General features: G+C 67.8%; 14 protein-coding genes. 6 read left to right on the forward strand and 8 right to left on the reverse strand.

Features of this window, described 5'->3' with window-relative positions:
• Window positions 1-2: 2 nt before the first annotated feature.
• Entirely contained in the window at window positions 3-2,225 is a 2,223-nt protein-coding gene (rlmKL, locus tag ACESLR_RS01020) for a bifunctional 23S rRNA (guanine(2069)-N(7))-methyltransferase RlmK/23S rRNA (guanine(2445)-N(2))-methyltransferase RlmL (protein ID WP_373066579.1), read from the forward strand.
• A 126-nt stretch (window positions 2,226-2,351) separates the two neighbouring features.
• On the opposite strand, the gene ACESLR_RS01025 is transcribed toward rlmKL, so the two are convergent.
• Both ACESLR_RS01025 and ACESLR_RS01030 read right to left on the reverse strand, forming a co-directional pair.
• Window positions 2,352-2,678 (reverse strand): hypothetical protein, encoded by a 327-nt coding sequence (locus ACESLR_RS01025; protein WP_373024258.1) that lies wholly within the window; start codon window positions 2,676-2,678, stop codon window positions 2,352-2,354.
• Between the two features lie 9 nt (window positions 2,679-2,687).
• Window positions 2,688-4,019: a sulfite oxidase gene (locus ACESLR_RS01030; RefSeq protein WP_373024259.1), complete on the reverse strand. Its 1,332-nt coding sequence runs from the start codon at window positions 4,017-4,019 to the stop codon at window positions 2,688-2,690.
• 328 nt (window positions 4,020-4,347) lie between these two features.
• Between ACESLR_RS01030 and ACESLR_RS01035 the strand changes: the two genes are divergently transcribed.
• A complete protein-coding gene (locus tag ACESLR_RS01035) occupies window positions 4,348-5,085 on the forward strand; it encodes an FKBP-type peptidyl-prolyl cis-trans isomerase (protein WP_373024260.1) in 738 nt (245 codons plus the stop codon).
• A 2-nt stretch (window positions 5,086-5,087) separates the two neighbouring features.
• Here ACESLR_RS01035 and scpB read toward each other — a convergent pair whose 3' ends face one another.
• The 5 genes from scpB to ACESLR_RS01060 are packed head-to-tail and all read right to left on the reverse strand — an operon-like array spanning window position 5,088 to window position 9,986.
• Window positions 5,088-5,747, reverse strand: coding sequence for an SMC-Scp complex subunit ScpB (gene scpB / locus ACESLR_RS01040; protein ID WP_373024306.1), 660 nt, complete (start codon window positions 5,745-5,747; stop codon window positions 5,088-5,090).
• A 56-nt stretch (window positions 5,748-5,803) separates the two neighbouring features.
• Window positions 5,804-6,673 carry a segregation and condensation protein A gene (locus tag ACESLR_RS01045; RefSeq protein WP_373024261.1) on the reverse strand — a complete coding sequence of 290 codons (870 nt, stop codon included), beginning with the start codon at window positions 6,671-6,673 and terminating at the stop codon, window positions 5,804-5,806.
• 3 nt (window positions 6,674-6,676) lie between these two features.
• A complete protein-coding gene (locus ACESLR_RS01050; RefSeq protein WP_373024262.1) occupies window positions 6,677-7,897 on the reverse strand; it encodes a tryptophan--tRNA ligase in 1,221 nt (406 codons plus the stop codon).
• A gap of 56 nt (window positions 7,898-7,953) precedes the next feature.
• The gene (locus ACESLR_RS01055) at window positions 7,954-9,321 is read right to left on the reverse strand and encodes a DUF945 family protein (protein WP_373024263.1); all 1,368 of its coding nucleotides are present in this window, start codon (window positions 9,319-9,321) and stop codon (window positions 7,954-7,956) included.
• 50 nt (window positions 9,322-9,371) lie between these two features.
• A complete protein-coding gene (locus ACESLR_RS01060; RefSeq protein ID WP_373024307.1) occupies window positions 9,372-9,986 on the reverse strand; it encodes an L-threonylcarbamoyladenylate synthase in 615 nt (204 codons plus the stop codon).
• A gap of 128 nt (window positions 9,987-10,114) precedes the next feature.
• Between ACESLR_RS01060 and ACESLR_RS01065 the strand changes: the two genes are divergently transcribed.
• Both ACESLR_RS01065 and ACESLR_RS01070 read left to right on the forward strand, forming a co-directional pair.
• Window positions 10,115-10,411, forward strand: a complete 297-nt coding sequence (locus ACESLR_RS01065; protein ID WP_373024264.1) for a YciI family protein — start codon at window positions 10,115-10,117, stop codon at window positions 10,409-10,411.
• Window positions 10,411-11,268: a peptidylprolyl isomerase gene (locus ACESLR_RS01070; protein WP_373024266.1), complete on the forward strand. Its 858-nt coding sequence runs from the start codon at window positions 10,411-10,413 to the stop codon at window positions 11,266-11,268. Before ACESLR_RS01065 ends, ACESLR_RS01070 begins: the two co-directional genes overlap by 1 nt.
• A gap of 27 nt (window positions 11,269-11,295) precedes the next feature.
• On the opposite strand, the gene ACESLR_RS01075 is transcribed toward ACESLR_RS01070, so the two are convergent.
• Window positions 11,296-11,850, reverse strand: a complete 555-nt coding sequence (locus tag ACESLR_RS01075) for a copper chaperone PCu(A)C (protein ID WP_373024267.1) — start codon at window positions 11,848-11,850, stop codon at window positions 11,296-11,298.
• 186 nt (window positions 11,851-12,036) lie between these two features.
• Here ACESLR_RS01075 and ACESLR_RS01080 point away from each other — a divergent pair, with 186 nt between their 5' ends.
• Window positions 12,037-13,293, forward strand: coding sequence for an efflux RND transporter periplasmic adaptor subunit (locus tag ACESLR_RS01080; RefSeq protein ID WP_373024268.1), 1,257 nt, complete (start codon window positions 12,037-12,039; stop codon window positions 13,291-13,293).
• A complete protein-coding gene (locus ACESLR_RS01085) occupies window positions 13,290-16,478 on the forward strand; it encodes an efflux RND transporter permease subunit (RefSeq protein ID WP_373024269.1) in 3,189 nt (1,062 codons plus the stop codon). The genes ACESLR_RS01080 and ACESLR_RS01085 overlap by 4 nt, the downstream gene beginning before the upstream one ends.
• Window positions 16,479-16,484: the final 6 nt, after the last annotated feature.

The raw sequence follows: 16,484 nt of genomic DNA on the forward strand, positions 1-16,484 counted from the left end.
CGATGACCGAGTCTTCCTCCGGCGAACCCATTGCCCCCTTCGACCCGACGGCCGACGACCACGAGTACCTGGCCACGGCCGCCGGCGGGCTCGCCCCGCTGGTCGCTCGCGAGCTGGAGGGTTTCGGTGCCCTGGACCTGCGGGAAGATCGCGCCGGCATCCACTTCCGCGCGGATCTCGCCACACTGTACCGCTGCCTGCTCGGCAGCCGCGTGGCCAGCCGCATCCTGCTGCCGCTGGCGCGCTTCGACGAACCCGACGGCGATGCCTGCTACGTCGCCAGCCGGACCCTGCACTGGCCCGCCCTGTTCGGCCTCAACGCCACCTTTGCCGTGGATGTCACCGGCAAGAGTTCGCACATCGGGCATACCCATTTCGCCGGGGTGCGCGTGAAGGACGGCATCGCTGACGCCTTCCGCGACGCCACCGGCGAACGCCCCGACGTGGACGCCGCCGATCCGGACGTGCGCGTGCTGCTGCAACTGCAGGGCCGGCAGGCACAGGTCAGCCTGGACCTCGGCAACGGTGGCCTGCACCGTCGCGGCTATCGCGGCAGCGGCGGCGACGCCCCGCTGCGCGAGAACCTCGCCGCCGCGCTGCTGATGCGCGCCGGCTGGCCGGAACACCTGGAGACCCATGCCGACGCGCAGTTCCTCGACCCCTTCTGCGGCAGCGGCACCCTGGTGATCGAGGCCGCCCTGATGGCCACCCGTACCGCCCCCGGCCTGCTGCGCGAGGGTTTCCGCCCCCACGGCTGGTCCGGCCACGATGCCGAGCTCTGGGACCGCTGCGTGGCCGAGGCGCGTGACGCGGTGCGGGCCTGGGACGGCCCGGCGCTTCTGGGCAGCGACCGCGACCGAGGTGCGGTGGCCGCCGCCCGCAAGGCGGCCCAGGCCGCCGGCGTGGGCGACTGCACGCGCTTCGAGCAGGCCGATGCCCTGACCCTGGAGCCCCCGGCCGACCACGGCATGCTGGTCAGCAACCCGCCCTACGGCGAGCGCCTTGGCAACGCCCCCGAACTGATCAAGCTCTACAGCCTGCTGGGCGAGCGCCTGCGCAGCGCCTTCGGGGGCTGGCATGTCGCCCTGCTGGTGGCGGACACGACGGACTCGCAACGCCTGGGCCTGCGCGCCAGCCACAAGCACCGCTTCTACAACGGCACCCTCGCCTGTCACCTGCTGCAGTTCGAGATCCATCAGCGCGACGAGCCGGCCGCGGCCCCGGCGCCGGATTTCGCCAACCGGCTGCAGAAGAACCAGCGCCACCTGGCCCGCTGGGCACGCCGCCAGGGGGTCACCTGCTATCGCATCTACGACGCGGACCTGGCCGAGTATCCCCTGCAGATCGACCGCTACGAGGCCGAGGACGGAACCGTGCACCTGCATGTGCAGGAGTTCGCCGCCCCTGCCAGTGTCGATCCCGCGCGCGCCGAGGCGCGCCTGCGCGGGGCACTGGCCGCGATGCTGGAGGTCACCGGCGTCGAACCCGCTCACCTGCACTACAAACAGCGCCGGGCCCAGAAGGGACGCTCGCAGTACCAGCGCACCGAAACCGCCGAGGCCGCGCCGTTCACGGTGGTCGAACACGGCTGCCGCCTGCGGGTGGATCTCGACGCCTACCTCGACAGCGGGCTGTTCCTGGACCACCGGCCGATGCGACTGCGGCTGCAACAGGAATGCCGCGGCCTGCGCCTGCTGAACCTCTTCTGCTACACCGCAGCGGTCAGCGTGCACGCCGCAGTTGGCGGGGCCCGTCAAACCGTATCGGTGGATTTGTCCAACACCTACCTGGAGTGGGCCGAGGCCAACTTCCACGCCAACGGCCTGGAGGCCGAGATCCGCGACGGCCGCAGCCGCCGTCTGCCCGGTACCCACGCCCTGCTGCGCGAGGACGTGGTCCGCTGGCTGGAGGGAGCCGGCGACACCCCGGGCATGGTCTTCGAGCGGATCTTCCTGGATCCGCCCACCTTCTCCAACTCCAAGCGCACCGAGGACGACTTCGAGGTGCAGCGCGACCATGTCCACCTGATCCTCCTGGCGGTGCGCCTGCTCACCCCGGACGGCGTGCTCTACTTCTCCACCAACCGCCGCCGCTTCGAGCTGGACCACGAGGCCCTGACCGGGCTCCATGCCCGCGACATCACCCGCGAGACCCTGGACGAGGACTACCGCCGCCCGCCCCCGCCCCATCGTTGCTGGGCCATCACGCCCGCGTCCGGCGAATAGAACCGCACCGGGCATCGTTTGTGGACAGCCTCGCGAGACTCCACAACGAGCGCCGCCGGGAGACGTTGACGCTTCCAAAAAAACGCCCCGGACCTGCCGGGGCGTTTCGTCGTCACCGTGTCAGGATCAACGTGGTGGGTAGTAGGTCTCCAGATAGTCCAGGATCTCTTCCTCCACTTCGGGGGAGAACTCCCAGAGCCCCTGGGTGTCCTGCATCCAGCGGATCTGTTCCAGCCAGATCTTGCGGGTGTATCCACGACCCGTGAACAACCGGGCCGAGTGACAAACCGTGCAATTGTTCTTGACGGTATCGAACCCCGGCGCCTTGATCAGGCCGGTTTCCGAATCGGTCTCGTATTCCTCGGCGGCCTCGACGTGGTCGCCCGCGGTTGCGGGCACCCCCCAGAGGAGGCCGAGGATGGCCGGCAGCAGCAGGACCCTCTTCGACTTCATTCCAGCTCCTCAGGCTTCGACGTGGACATCGATGTGGTGGGCCTTGTTGTTGCCGTAACCCCGCGGGTTCCAGCCGGGAAGCACCATCGGCTGGCGCTCGCCCTTGCTGTTCGTCGCCACCGCCCAGACCTGGTAGAAACCGGTGGTCGGGAACTCGATGTCGGCCTCCCACAGCTGCCAGGCGAACTTGTTGACCGGCCGCTTGAGGTCGGCCTTCTGCCAAGTCTGGCCGTGGTCGATGGACACGTGCAATTCCTCGACATCACCCCAGCCGTCCCAGGCCTTGCCCTGAACCTTCAGGCCATCGCCCTGGGACACCCGAACTCCGGTCTCCGGAGAGGTGATGAGCGATTTCACCGGCATTTCCTCGAGGATCACCATGTCTTCTTCCGGGACCTCGGCACCGGCCTCGACCGGGTAGGCAGGCACGCGGTAGCTCTGCCCCGTCATCTTGGCCCCATCGTGCTCGCGGTCACGAATCAGGATGCCCTGCAGCCACTTGCCGCTCGCGGAACCCGGGAATCCCGGGGTGATGAGGCGCAGCGGGTAGCCGTGCTGCTCGGGGATATCCTCGCCGTTCATCGCCCAGACGATCAGGGTCTCGTCTTCCACCGCCTTGCGCATGGGGCAGCCACGGGAGATTGCATCCAGGTCGTCGCGGCCACTCAGGTGGGCATCGCCCGCCTGGTAACCGATATAAACGGCCTTGTCCTCGTCGTAGCCGACATCTTCCAGTACGTCACGCAGGCGTACGCCCGTCCAGGTCGGACAGCCGATGGCCCCCAGATCCCACTGGTTCCCGCGCGGGGACGGCTCGAAGGCGGCTCGGCCGTTGCCACCGCACTCGATCCAGATCTGCATTTCGACGTTTTCGAATTTGTTCTTCAGCTCTTCGATCGAGTAGGTCACCTCGCGGTTGGCCGCCTCGCCGCTCACGGTCAGGGTCCACTCCGAGGAATCGATGTCGTCCTTCGCCGGCGGTACCCCGTTGTTGCGGATAAACATGTTGGGGAATGGAGTAACTTCGTCGTGCAGCAGGTGCGGCGGCAGCTCGCCGTTGATCGGGCGATCATTGAGGTAGATGAAGCCATCCACCTTGCCCGAAACGCTGAAGCCCTCGATGCCGGCGGCTACGGCGCTGGACAGGGTGCTGCGGTTGAACATGGTCTGCATGGCGGTTTCCGCGCCCATGCCAAATACGGCCAGGGCGGCACCGCCCTTTCCCAGTTTGCCAAGGAACCTGCGGCGGGCCGCGCCCGTCCCGGTCAACTCCCCGGTTTCCTTGATCTCTTCTACGGACTTGTTGTCCAGTTCGGAACGATCGTTGTTGTGGTCGGTCATTTGCCAGCCTCCGGCTTGTTCTCGGAACGAAATTGCATGCGCTGCCCCTTTCTCCGTGTGACAGCTGGATAAACTTCTAGTACATCCGCCAAAAGCCTGCAATAAAGTTCGGGATTTTTTACACAATCCAGAATACCGCTTTTAACGCCTGTATTCGGGCCGGGGAATACCGTGTAGAATCCCAATATCAAAAAACTCCCAACTGGCTGACATTAAAGGCCCATAACGGTCCTTTAATATTAAAGGAAGCTACATAATGCATATCAATATTTCCCATTCTGCATATTGCGCCACTGTGATATTCTCGATCGCACTGGGCGTGGCGCTGATGACAGCAGGAACGGCCGACGCGCAATCGTCCCCCTCCATCGAGATTCACGACGTTGAACGTGGTGAAGGTCCAGAGATCGTTCGCCACGACACGGCGATCCTGCATTACACCGGCCGCCTGGAGGAGGACGACACCGTGTTCGACTCCAGCCGCGAATCCGGCGAACCGTTCGCGCTGACCATCGGCGCGGGGCAGGTGATCCCCGGCTTCGAGCGGGGCGTGACGGGCATGCGCGAGGGCGGCAAGCGGGAGATCGTCATTCCCCCGGAACTCGGGTACGGCGAGCGCGGTGCCGGCAACATCATCCCGTCGAACGCGACCCTGCGCTTCGAGGTGGAGGTCCTCGAGGTCGAACGCGCGCCCTTCAGCGGACTGGACAACGAGGAGCTCGCCGAGAAAATCGACGAGGGCGCGACCATCGTCGACATCCGTCGCCCGGACGAGTGGGCCGAGACCGGCGTAATCGAGGGCAGCCATCGGATTACCGCCTTCGACGAGGACGGCGAACTCCATCCGGACTTCGGCCGGCAGTTCACGGACCTGGTCAAGCCCGACGAGGAAGTCGTGCTGATCTGCCGCGTGGGCAACCGCACCGGCGCCCTCGCCCGCGCCCTGGCCAACGGCCTCGGCTACGAGAACATCTACAACGTGACCGACGGCATCATGGAATGGCTGGCGGACGACCGCCCGGTCGAGCACGACTGTCCAGAGGTCGCCGAAACAGCCCAGTGCTGAACTCAGAGTGAGCGCGTCGGGGGAACCGGCTCCAGGTCGGCATCGCCGGTATCGAAATCCAGGCGCTGGTTCGTGCCCGTGCCGGCGTCCTCTTCCGTGTCCGGCGGCGCCAGGCTCAGGCCGGCGTCGGAGGCCACGTCGGCCAGATCGCGGATCTGCTCGAGCGGAGGCAGTTCCTCCAGGCGCTTGAGGCCCAGGTCATCCAGGAAGCGGCGGGTGGTCGCGTATAGCGCGGGCCGGCCCGGTACCTCCTTGTGCCCCACCACGCGAACCCACTCGCGCTCCTGCAGGGTGCGCATAATCCCGGAGCTGACCGCCACCCCGCGCACCGCCTCGATCTCCGCACGTGTTACCGGCTGGCGATAGGCAATGATCGCGAGGGTCTCCAGCAGGGCCCGCGACAGGCGTGCCGGCCGCTCCGGCTGGGCCGCCTGCACCGTCGCGGAGAAACGCGATCGCACCCGGAAGCGGTACCCCCCGGCGGACCGAACCAGCTCGATGGCACGCCCCTGGTAGCGTTCCTGCAGGCGGCCCAGCGCCTGCTCGAGCAATGCCTGGTCGATCTCGCCCAGGCCCTCGCAGGCCGCCTTCAACTCCCGGACCGCAACGGGCTCGGCGGCCGCGAACAGCACCGCTTCCAGCGCCAGCTCGACCGCCCGCATCTGCTCGTCGTCCCCACGCTCGGCGGGCGTGTGATAATCCACCGGGGTCGACTCGCTCACACCGGCCCTCCCTCTTCATCGTCCACGGGCGTCCCGCGCCGGCGCAGCCGGATCGGGCTGTAGGGCTCGCTCTGTCCCCACTCGATCAGGCCCGCCTTGGTCAGTTCCAGCACCGCGAGAAACGATACCACTACGCCCTGACGCCCCTCGGCCGTCATCAGCAGGGCCACGAAGTCGGTGAAGCGCTCGGGGTGCAGGCTGTCGAGGATGCTGGACATGCGCTCGCGTACCGACAGTTGCTCGGTGGAGACGTGGTGATGCGCCATCAGGCTCGCGCGGTGCATCACCGCGGCCAGGGCCTCCATCAGCTCGTCCAGGGTCGGGGCCGGGGGCGGTGGCCCCTCCAGCGCCTCGACACTCGCGCCGGCGGCGAACACGTCGCGATCCATGCGCGGCAGGGCATCCAGGCGCTCGGCCGCGGTCTTGAACTGCTCGTACTCCTGCAACTGACGGATCAGGGCCATGCGCGGATCGGCATCCTCGTCCGCGTCGGCCTCCTTCGGCCGCGGCAGCAGCATGCGCGACTTGATCTCGGCCAGCAGCGCGGCCATCACTAGGTATTCGCCGGCCAGTTCCAGGCGCAGGGCCCGCATCACCTCGATATAGGCCATGTACTGGCGGGTGATCTCTGCAATGGGAATCGCGAGGATGTCGAGGTTCTGTCGCCGGATCAGGTACAGCAACAGATCGAGCGGCCCCTCGAAGGAATCGAGAAAGACCTCCAGGGCATCGGGCGGGATGTAGAGGTCGGCCGGCAACTCCGCCACCGGTTCGCCATGGACGCGATAAAGCACCTCCCCGTCCGCGCCGGTCTCTGCCGTCGCGGACGGGTCGGGGGCTGCGTTCAGTTCATCGCGCGTGTCCATCACTCATCGCAGGTAGTCCAGCCCCATCGCACGGCGCACTTCCTCGAGTGTCTCGCGGGCCTCCTCGCGGGCCGCTTCGGAACCCTCGACGATGATGGAACGCACCAGCGCCGGGTCCTCGGCGTATTCCTTCGCCCGCTGCTGGATCGGCTCCAGTTCCGCCTGCACCGCCTCGATCAGGGGGCGCTTGCAATCGAGACAGCCGATGCCGGCCGTGGTGCATCCTGAGTAGAGTTCTTCGCGCTGGCTCTCGCTCGTGTAGACCTTGTGCAAATCCCAGACCGGGCACTTTTCCGGATCGCCCGGATCGGTGCGCCGCACCCGCGCCGGGTCCGTGGGCATAGTGCGGATCAGGCTCTCCACCTCGGCCGGCTCGGTGCGCAGGCTGATGGTGTTGCCATAGCTCTTGGACATCTTGCGCCCGTCCAGCCCCGGCATCTTCGAGGCCGGGGTCAGGCGTGCCTGCGGCTCCGGCAGGATGATCTTGCCGCCACCCTCGAGGTAGCCGAACAGGCGTTCGCGATCGCCCAGCGAGATATTCTGCTGCGACTCGAGCATCGCCCGGGCCACCTCCAGCGCCTCGTCCTCGCCCTGCTCCTGGAAACGCTTGCGCAGGTCGCGGTAGCGCTTGGCGGCCTTCTTGCCCATCTTGTCGGCGGCGGCCTCGGCCTTCTCGGCAAAGCCCGGCTCGCGGCCGTAGAGGTGATTGAAGCGTCGCGCGATCTCGCGCGTGACCTCCAGGTGCGAGACCTGGTCCTCGCCTACCGGGACCATGCCGGCGCGGTAGGCGAGCACGTCGGCGCTCTGCAGCACGGGATAGCCGAGGAAGCCGTAGGTGGCCAGGTCCTTCTCGCGCAGCTGTTCCTGCTGGTCCTTCCAGGTCGGCACGCGTTCCAGCCAGCCAAGCGGAGTGATCATCGACAGCAACAGGTGCAGCTCGGCATGCTCCGGCACGCGCGACTGCACGAACAGCGTAGCAGAACCGGGGCTGACCCCGGCGGCGAGCCAGTCGATGACCATCTCGGTCACGTGCTGCTGGAGGTCGCCCGGATCCTCGTAATGGGTGGTCAGCGCATGCCAGTCGGCCACGAAGAAGAAGCACTCGTAGTTGTGCTGCAGCTCGATCCAGTTCTTCAGCACACCGTGGTAATGGCCCAGATGCAGGCGCCCGGTGGGCCGCATGCCGGAGAGTACCCGCTGGTTGCTACCCTGATTACTGCTCACGGAATCAATCCCTTCCTTCGGAGAAATTCGGACGCAGCCACGCCCGGTCAGTCGTCTCAGAACATGCCGCCGGAAAAGGCAAACAGCATGGCCAGCAGCATCGCGGTGCGGTCCACATCGTTGATGTGCACGCGACCGCCCGCCATCGCGAGGGTACTGTGCCAGTGCCCGGCCTCGGCATCCCGTCGGAGCCATCCATCCGCGGCCAGCGCATGCAGCTGTGCATCCAGGTCGATATCCGGATATGCGGCGTCGAATTCGGCCACCCATTCCAGCCCGAGACGCAGCTCGCTGTCCAGCCGCACGGTCTCCAGCGGGCGCGTGGCAAAGTCCTGCTGGGTTCCCTGCAGGCTCAACTCGGCATCCAGTGCGAGCTGGCGCGGCGGTTCCTCGTTGAGGGAGGCCTTGAGTTCGATCGCCGGGCGGTGTTCGATCATCCCGCCCAGCGCATCGATCATCGCCGAACCGATCAGCGCGTCGCGTTGTTCGCTCTCGAGGCCACGCGCGTCGATCGACTCCAGCTCCGCCAGAAGCCGCAACAAGCTGGGGCGGTCCCAGCGCAGGATACCCGTCTGCAGGTCCAGGGCCGACAGCGTCAGCGCATCCCCGGCGCCATCATCCACGCGCGCATGATCGACCTGCAGGCGCAGGCGCGAGTCCATGCGGTCGTTGGTCGTTTGCTGGAAGGCATCCAGCCGCGGGCGTTCCACCCGCAGACGGGTCGCGTCACCCTCGCGCAGTTCGACCGCGGACGCTGCCAGGCCACCCTCGTAGTCCGGCAGGCGCCCGAAAACCCCGTCGGCGTCAGCCTCGAAGACCGTGGCGTAGCGGGCATCGCCTGCGTCCCAGGTGAAATCGTCGTCCGACAGCTGCAACGCGGGCAGGTCCAGGCTGACAAGAATCTGCTCGGCCGACCAGGCGAAGCGCCCCTGGCCCGCCGCCAGCTCCAGCCATAGCGGACCATCCATCGTGGCGGCATGTTCGGCCACCTCGGGCACGCTCATCAGGTCCATGCGCAGGTCGTCGAACGCGACACGCGTGGTCACGCCACCGCCGAGTCCCGCCCGCGAATGCACCTGCATGTCCAGCGAGCGCAGCAGGTGGCCGATCAGGGAATCCGCTGGTGCCGCCAGGGTATCCAGGTCCACGAACGAGTCGCCGCGCGCGCCCAGGAGACCATGACGGACGTCATGCACCAGCGGAATCTCGAAACGGCCGTCAGGGTCCTCCAGGATCAGCCGGCTGCGGCCACTGGCCCCCAGGTAGCCGCGCTCGTATTCGAGCATCTCGTGGCGCAGATGCACCTCGCCCACCTGGGCCTCGTGCATCTCCGTGACGGTCCCCTCCACCTGCGTGCCAACCACCACCGGCCACGCGGCGGCGATCACCAGCACGACCACTGCGAGAACCACCCACTTACGCATTGCGCCTCCCTGCGGCCGTGCCGCTTCGCGGGCCCCGGCCTCGACCGGGGCTATTCATCCAGGAATCCCACATCACCCAGGCCGTGCCGGATCACGTCGGGCGCGTCGCCGGTGAGGTCCAGGACGCTGGTCGCCTCCAGGGTCCCGGCTCCGCCATCGACCACCAGATCCACCACCTTCCCCAGCCGATCCTCGATCTTCCAGGCTTCACTCAGCGGGTTCTCGTCCCCGGGGAGTTGCAGGGTCGCGGACATCAGCGGCGACCCCAACTCTTCCAGCAGCGCCGACAGGATCGGGCTCGCTGGCACGCGCATACCGATCGTACGGCGCTTGGGATGCTGGAGGCGTCGCGGAACCTCGCGGGTCGCGGGCAGGATGAACGTGTAGGGGCCCGGCGTGAGGGCCTTCATCAGGCGAAAGGCGGTGTTGTCCACCTTCGCGTAGACGCCCAGTTCCGACAGATCGCGGCACAGCAGTGTCAGATGATGGGTCTCGTCCACCTGGCGGATACGGCGAATCCGGTCCGCCCCGGTCTTGTCTCCCGGCAGGCAGGCCAGCGCGTAGCAGGCATCCGTCGGCAGGGCGATCACGGCCCCCTCCTGGAGCCGGTCCAGGACCTGCCGGATCAGCCGGGGCTGGGGGTTGTCGGGGTGGATCGAGATCATGGAACGTGTCGGCGCGGTGATGGGCTGCGCAGTGTAGCGCATCCACCGGCACGCCCATAAGGACGCGCCATACACGGCACCCGTCCACCGACATCGCTAGAATGATGCCCTTACCGAGGAGAATGCCGATGTTGTACATGATCCAGGGCGAGGATGCCCCCGACTCGCTGGATGCCCGGCTCGCCGCGCGTCCGGAACACGTCACCCGACTGCAGGCCCTGCGCGACGACGGCCGGCTGGTCCTGGCCGGCCCCTTCCCGGCCATCGACAGCGACGAGCCCGGCCCGGCCGGTTTCACCGGCAGCCTGATCGTCGCGGAGTTCCCGTCGCTGGAGGCCGCACGCGAGTGGGCCGACGCCGACCCCTACGTGGCGGCCGGCGTGTACACCGTGGTCGACGTGCGGCCGTTCAAGCAGGTGTTCTGATGCGACGTCACCCCCTGATCACGACCCTGGGCGCCCTGGTATTCGCCGGCCTGCTCGCCGCCTGTGACACGCAGGAAACGCCCACGTCGGAGACCGGCCCGGACGGGATCGCCACGGAGACCGGGGACGTCGATACCGTCGCCACGGTCAATGGCGAGCCGATCACCCGTGCCGACCTGTTCACCCATACCGGCATGGACGAAGATCCGGGTCTGGCCGATGGCGACGGGACGCTGGAGGAACTGATCAGCCTGGAGCTACTGCGCCAGGAGGCGGTGGAACGCGGGCTGGACACCGATACGGAAACCCGGCGCATCCTGCGCATGGTGGAGACCAACCTGCTGGCCTCGCTCTTGATGGATCGCATCACCGCCGATCTGGAGATCACCCAGAACGACCTCGAGGCGGAATACGAACGCCAGGTCGAGCAGATGCGCGACACCGAATACCGGGCCCGCCACATCCTGGTCGAGGAGGCGGAACAGGCCCGTGAACTCCTGGCGGAGCTGGAGGACGGCGCGGACTTCGCAGAACTGGCCGAGGCCCACTCCATCGATCCCGCCTCGGCCGCCCGCGGCGGCGAGCTGGACTGGTTTGCCCCCGAACAGATGGTGCCTGCGTTCAGCGAGGCCGCGGTCGCACTGGAGACGGGCGAGACCACCGCCGACCCGGTGGAGAGCCGCTTCGGCTGGCACATCATTCGTCTCGAGGAGACCCGCGACGCGTCGGTCCCCGATCTGGAAGACGTGCGGGCGGAGCTGGTCGAGATCCTCGAAAGCCGCGCCATCCAGGAGTTCCTGGAGACGCTGCGCGAAGAGGCCGACATCCAGATCCCGGCCCGGCCTGCCAATCAGTAAACGGGCAAGGCCGAGCGCTGCCGGGCCTCAATGCTCGGGATGTCCGCCTTCCGTATCCATTCGAGTGGCGTCGTCGCCCATCATCTGGCCCCCCGGGCGGCTGTCATGGGCGCCCTCGCCCCGCTGCACCCGGGCATGGATCTCCATGGTCCCGCCATCGTCGAACTCGAGGATCACGGGGATCCAGTCGCCCGCCGTCAGCGGCTCGTGCAGGCCGATGAACATCAGGTGCAGGCCACCCGGTTCCAGCACCAGGCTCTCGCCCGCCGGGATCTCCAGTGCGTCGACCTGGCGCATGCGCATGACCCCATCCACGTGGGCATGCTCGTGCAACTCCACCCCCTCGGAGATCGGTGCGTCCGCGGCCACGATCCGGTAGTCCCGCTCGCCGTGGTTGTGGAGCACAAAGTATCCCCCCGTCATGTCGCCCGGCATCAGGCGAATCCAGGGTGTGCCCTCCATCTCCAGTCCTTCGCGGCAATCACAGATCTGCGGCTCGTCGGCCACCACCGGGGCCGCAACCGCGCTCGCCAGAAGGCCAGACAACAGGAGCCCCCCCAAAATCCGCTTGGATCGCTTCATCGCCTTTATCCTTGGTTAAGTAGAACGTAATATTGCCACACTAGGGGTCGAACGCAACTGCTGCCGTTCCCTCAAAAATCCCAGTGATAAGATAACGCCCGCGGCGGGAACCTCCACCCCGCACGCGCCTCCAAGCGTCGGGTCATGCCCGGCCCGCAAAGCTGCCGAGCCACAATCGAGACGCCCATGCCGCGCGCCCTACGCCGAGCCATTCTCCCCGTCCTGATCCTCGCCATCGCGGTGGTGGGCTTCATGGTCCTGCGCGCGACCGGGCCCGAGGCACCGCCGCCCGAGGCCGGGGAGCGCACCTGGCCGGTACAGGGCCTGACCGCCGAGCCCGGGACGCACCGGCCGGTGGTCATCGTCAACGGGCGTAGCCGCTCCGCCGGCAACGCGCTGCTGCGCGCCGCCGTGGAGGGCGAGATCGAGGCCGTGCCGGCACGCGCCGGGCAACGCGTGGCCCCCGGCGACACCCTCGTGCGCATCGACCCGCGCGAGGCCCGGCTCCTGCTGGACCAGCGCGAAGCCGAGCGACGGGAACTGGAAGGCGCGGTGGAGAGCGAGGACCTGCGGGCCCGCTTCGATCGCGAGGCCCTGCAGCGCGAACGCGAGCTGCTGACCATTGCCCAGCGCGGCCTGGAGCGCGCCCGCGACCTGCGCGAGCGCAACCTGGGCTCCGAATCCGATGTCGATGCCGCCCGCGAGCGCCTGCAGCAGGCCAGCATTACCGTGGACAGTCGCGAGCAGGCCGTCGCCGATGCCCCGATGCGCAAGGCCCAGGCCGAGGCCCGCCTGGCGCGTGCCCGCGCCGCTGAATCCCAGGCAGAGATCGACCTGGAGCGCACCACCATCCGCGCCCCGTTCGATGCCCGCATCGTGGAGGTCGAAGTCGCCAGTGGCGAGCGAGCCCGTCCGGGAGACCCGCTGCTGCGACTGTTCGCGGTGGATGAGCTGGAGATTCGCGCCAGCCTCCCGGAACACCTGGTGGCCCGCGTGGAGAGCCTCCTGCAGGCGGGCACCACCCTGACCGCCCGGGCGACGGTCGGCGGCCAGGAGATCAAGACCGAACTGATGCGCCTGGAGGGCGAGACCCGCACCGGCGACGCCGGGATGCGCGGGGTCTTCGAGGTGCGCTCCGGAGGCGAGCGCCTGCCCCTGAACCGCTTTGTCGAGCTGCGCCTCGAACTGCCCGAGGAGCCCGACAGCCTCACGGTACCTTTCGAGGCACTGTTCGGCCGCGACCGGGTATTCCGCGTGGTCGACGGGCGCCTGGAGTCCCTGCAGGTCGAGCGGCTGGGGGATTTCATTGACGCGGACGGCAACACCCTGGCCCTGATCCGAAGCGATGCCATTGCCGCCGGCGACACCCTCATTGCCACACGCCTGCCGAATGCCGTGGACGGCCTGCGGGTCGAGGTTGAAGAACAGGATTCCGGTCGATGAGCGAAGCGGAGACCGGCAGCGCGCCGGAATCCGGGCAGCCGATGCCCGGTGGCGGCGCGCAGGATCAGGGCCCGCCCCCGCGCGGCCCGATCCAGCTGTTCCTGGAACACCGTCTCGCGGCCAACCTGCTGATTGCGCTCATGCTGCTGGCCGGGGCCTTCGCACTGACCAAGCTGAACACCCAGTTCTTCCCCAGTTTCGAGCTCGACATCGTCACCGTCGAAGTACCCTGGACTGGAGCCAGCGCGGAAGATGTCGAGCGCGCCATCGTCAACCCTCTGGAGCAGGACCTGCGCACGGTGGACGGACTGCGCAACATGACCTCCACCGCGGCACTGGGCATCGGCGTGGTGACCATGGAATTCGAGGCCGGCACCGACATGACCCTGGCGCTGGAACAGGTCAACGACCGCGTGAGCCAGCAGCGCAACCTGCCGGAGGCCGCCGAGACCCCCGTGGTCACCCGCGTGATCCGCTACGAGCCCGTGGCGCGGCTCCTGCTGACCGGCCCGGATGATCCGCAGCAACTGCGCATCCTCGCCCGCCAGTTCGAGCGCGATCTGCTGGATGCCGGCATCGCCCGCATCGAGTTCACCGGCCTGACGGAAGACGAGATGGCCATCCAGATACCGTCCGCGACGCTCAACCGGCTGGACATGACACTGGCGGACATCGGCGAGCAGATCCGCGCGATGGCGCAGGACCTGCCGGCAGGCTCGGTGGGCCGCGACGACACGGCACGCCAGGTCCGCAGCCTGGAACAGGCGCGCGACATCGTCAGTTTCGAGCGCCTGGTCCTGCGCGGTGACGACGAGCTGGGCCGCCTGACCCTGGGCGATATCGCGACGATCGACCTGCGCCATCGCGATGGCCAGGTCCGCGCCCGGGCCAACGGACAGCGTGCCATCGAGATGCAGCTCATGCGTTCGGAGACGGGCGACTCGCTGGAGGCCGCCCAGGTCCTGGAAGAATGGCTGGCCGAGACCCGCCCCGCCCTGCCCCCAGGTGTGGAGCTGCAGGTCACCGACGCCTTCTGGGAGTTGCTCGCCGAGCGCATCAACTTGCTGCTGAAGAACGGCCTGGGCGGCCTGCTGCTGGTGCTGGCAATCCTGTTCCTGTTCCTCAACCGCCACATCGCCCTGCGCGTGGCGCTGGGCATCCCGATCGCGTTCACCGCCGCATTCGTGGTGCTGTGGGTGGTCGGCGGCTCGATCAACATGATCTCGCTGTTCGGGTTCATCATGTCGCTGGGGATCATCGTCGACAACGCGATCGTGGTCTCGGAGCACGCCTACAGCCTGCACCAGAGCGGGCTCCCGGCCGGGCGCGCCGCGCGCGACGGCGCCCGGCGCATGGTCGGCCCGGTGGTCGCGGCCTCGCTCACCACGGTGGCCGCCTTCCTGCCGCTGATGCTGATCGGCGGGGTCATCGGCAACATCCTGTTCGACATCCCGCTGGTGGTGATCTGCGTGATCGTCGCCACGCTACTGATCGCCTTCCTGATCCTGCCGGCGCACCTGAAGGGCGTGATGCACCGGCTCAAGCCCCCGCGCACCGGCAGCCCGCGCGAGCGTTTCGACCGCGGCTTCGAGACCTTCCGCAACCGGGCCTTCCGCCGCGCGGTTACGGTGTCGGTCAACCACTCCGGCACGACCCTGGCGCTAGCGGTCGGCGCGCTGATCCTCGCCATCGGCCTGGCCGCCAGCGGGCGTATCGGCTTCACTTTCTTCCCGTCGCCCGAGGGCACCATCGTGAACGCCGGGGTCAATTTCGTTGCCGGAACGCCACCGGAGCGGGTGGAGGCCTTCCTGATCCACGTCGAGGAGGCGCTGGCCGAGACCGAAGAGGCGCTCGGCGGTGATCTGGTGCGCGCCTCCGTCACGCGCCTCGGCCGCGGCATCGACCCCGGTGACGGCAATGCCCCGCGTGGCGACCAGTTCGGCAACATCCAGGTGGAGCTGGTATCGCCGGAACAGCGCGAGGTGCGCAACCGCGACTTCCTCCAGGCCTGGGAAGACCGCGTCCGCCAGGCCCCGGGGATCGAGAACTTCAGCATCGACGAACGCCAGACCGGCCCACCCGGGCGCGACCTGGAGGTACGCCTGACCGGGGACGACCCGCACGTACTGAAGAACGCGGCCCTGGAACTGGCGGAGATCTTCGACGACTTCGCCGGCACGTTCGCCACCAATGACGACACACCATTCGGCCGCGAGCAGCTGGTGTTCCAGGTCAAGCCGGAGGGCCGCGCCCTGGGCCTGACCACCGAATCGGTCGGCGCCCAGCTGCGCAATGCCTTTGATGGCCACCTGGCGCAGCTCTACCAGGACGGGCTGGAAGAGGTGGAGGTGCGCGTGCGCCTGCCGGACCCCGAACGCCACTCCAGCGAGACCCTCGAACAGCTGAACCTGCGCGTGCCAAGTGGAGAATTCGTTCCGCTGGAAAACGTGGTCGACCTGCGCTCGCGCCAGGGCTTCGAGACCCTGCGCCATGCAGATACCCGGCTGGCCATCCAGGTCTCCACCGAGGTCGACCGCAGCGTGAACAACGCCGCGCGCATCCGCGCCGCGCTGGAGGACGGTCCACTGGACGATCTCGCGGCCCGCCACGGCATCGAGTACTCCTTCGAGGGACGCGCCGCCGACCAGGCCGAGACCTTCGCCGACATGCGCACGGGGCTGATCCTGGCACTGGGACTGATGTACATCACCCTGGCCTGGGTGTTCGGGTCCTGGGGCTGGCCGCTGATCGTGATGGCAATTATCCCGTTCGGCATCCTCGGCGCCCTGGTCGGGCACTGGATCATGAACGTGGAGCTGACCATCCTGTCCCTGTTCGGCTTGTTCGGCCTGACCGGGATCGTGGTCAACAACTCGATCATCTTGGTGAGCTTCTACCAGGGCCTGCGAGAGGCCGGGCTGGCGCTGCAGGAGGCGATCGTCGAGGCCGCCTGCCAGCGCCTGCGCGCGGTCATCCTGACCTCGGTCACCACCATCGCCGGGCTGACCCCGCTGCTGTTCGAGCGCTCGGTCCAGGCCCAGTTCCTGATCCCGATGGCAATCTCCATTGTCTTCGGCCTCGCGGTTGCCACCGTGCTGGTGCTGTTCGTGATCCCGGCCCTGCTGCGCCTCTACGAAGGCCGCTTCGACCGCGGCGCCACCACGACCCACCACGCCACCGAATAGCCCCGG

Origin of the sequence: Thioalkalivibrio sp., from assembly GCF_041685615.1 — a bacterium.
Classification (GTDB): domain Bacteria; phylum Pseudomonadota; class Gammaproteobacteria; order Ectothiorhodospirales; family Ectothiorhodospiraceae; genus Thioalkalivibrio.

Bases quoted from the DNA above. Each gene is read 5' to 3' on its own strand.
- ACESLR_RS01070 (WP_373024266.1), top strand. From the start codon at position 10,411: ATGCGACGTCACCCCCTGATCACGACCCTGGGCGCCCTGGTATTCGCC.
- ACESLR_RS01035 (WP_373024260.1), top strand. From the start codon at position 4,348: ATGACAGCAGGAACGGCCGACGCGCAATCGTCCCCCTCCATCGAGATT.
- ACESLR_RS01060 (WP_373024307.1), bottom strand. From the start codon at position 9,986: ATGATCTCGATCCACCCCGACAACCCCCAGCCCCGGCTGATCCGGCAG.
- ACESLR_RS01045 (WP_373024261.1), bottom strand. From the start codon at position 6,673: ATGGACACGCGCGATGAACTGAACGCAGCCCCCGACCCGTCCGCGACG.
- scpB (WP_373024306.1), bottom strand. From the start codon at position 5,747: ATGCGGGCGGTCGAGCTGGCGCTGGAAGCGGTGCTGTTCGCGGCCGCC.
- ACESLR_RS01065 (WP_373024264.1), top strand. From the start codon at position 10,115: ATGTTGTACATGATCCAGGGCGAGGATGCCCCCGACTCGCTGGATGCC.
- ACESLR_RS01085 (WP_373024269.1), top strand. From the start codon at position 13,290: ATGAGCGAAGCGGAGACCGGCAGCGCGCCGGAATCCGGGCAGCCGATG.
- ACESLR_RS01025 (WP_373024258.1), bottom strand. From the start codon at position 2,678: ATGAAGTCGAAGAGGGTCCTGCTGCTGCCGGCCATCCTCGGCCTCCTC.
- rlmKL (WP_373066579.1), top strand. From the start codon at position 3: ATGACCGAGTCTTCCTCCGGCGAACCCATTGCCCCCTTCGACCCGACG.
- ACESLR_RS01030 (WP_373024259.1), bottom strand. From the start codon at position 4,019: ATGACCGACCACAACAACGATCGTTCCGAACTGGACAACAAGTCCGTA.
- ACESLR_RS01055 (WP_373024263.1), bottom strand. From the start codon at position 9,321: ATGCGTAAGTGGGTGGTTCTCGCAGTGGTCGTGCTGGTGATCGCCGCC.
- ACESLR_RS01075 (WP_373024267.1), bottom strand. From the start codon at position 11,850: ATGAAGCGATCCAAGCGGATTTTGGGGGGGCTCCTGTTGTCTGGCCTT.
- ACESLR_RS01080 (WP_373024268.1), top strand. From the start codon at position 12,037: ATGCCGCGCGCCCTACGCCGAGCCATTCTCCCCGTCCTGATCCTCGCC.